We start from the raw sequence: 833 nt of genomic DNA on the forward strand, positions 1-833 counted from the left end.
CTTTCCTTCATCAGGGAAAAGGTGCGTCCTTTTTATAGTGAAACCAAAGGAAGACCTTCGCTTGATCCCGTTGTACTGTTCAAAATGATACTAATTGGATATCTCTATGACATTCGTTCAGAAAGACAGTTAGAACAAGAAATCATTCTTAATGCTGCTTATAGATGGTTTTTAGGATTGGGTTTTTCAGATTCTGTGCCTGATCATTCAACAATCAGTTGGAATCGGAATAACCGGTTTAAAGGTACAAGTGTCTTTCAGGATATTTTTGATGAAGTAGTACATTTAGCGATTCACCATCATATGGTGGCTGGGCGTCTCCTAATATCAGATTCCACACATATCCAGGCCAATGCTAACAAGAATGCTTATACTATGCAGGTGGTGACAGATCAACCACACGAGTATTTGGCAGAACTCGAAAAGGCAGTGAACGAGGATCGTGAAGCACACGGAAAAAAGCCCTTACCTCCGGCTGGGGAGGTTACAACAGAAAAGAAACTTAAAAAAAGTACCACAGATCCTGAATGTGGATTTATGAAACGTAAGGGAAAGCCAGAAGGTTTCTTCTTTTTAGATCATCGTACTGTTGATCACAAATTTAATATTATTACAGATGTATTCGTGACCCCAGGTAACGTCAACGATGCAACTGTTTATTTGGAAAGACTGAAAAATCAGATTGAAAGATTTGGTTTTGCAAAGACCTTGGAATCAGTAGCTTTGGACTCAGGTTACTTCACTGCTCACATTTGTAAAAAGACACTTGATATGAACCTTTTCCCTGTCATTGCTGAGCGTAAAGCTTTTAATACAGAAGGTAAGTTTTCTAA

The 833-nt window shown here is 38.8% G+C and carries 1 protein-coding gene; it reads left to right on the forward strand.

The window, feature by feature from the left end:
• Positions 1–833 (forward strand): transposase (locus HHO41_RS22010; RefSeq protein WP_169102744.1); only part of this gene is annotated, 833 nt, incomplete at both ends.

It is taken from the genome of Bacillus sp. DNRA2 (assembly GCF_012843265.1).
In the GTDB taxonomy this organism is placed as follows: Bacteria; Bacillota; Bacilli; order Bacillales; family Cytobacillaceae; genus Bacillus_BU.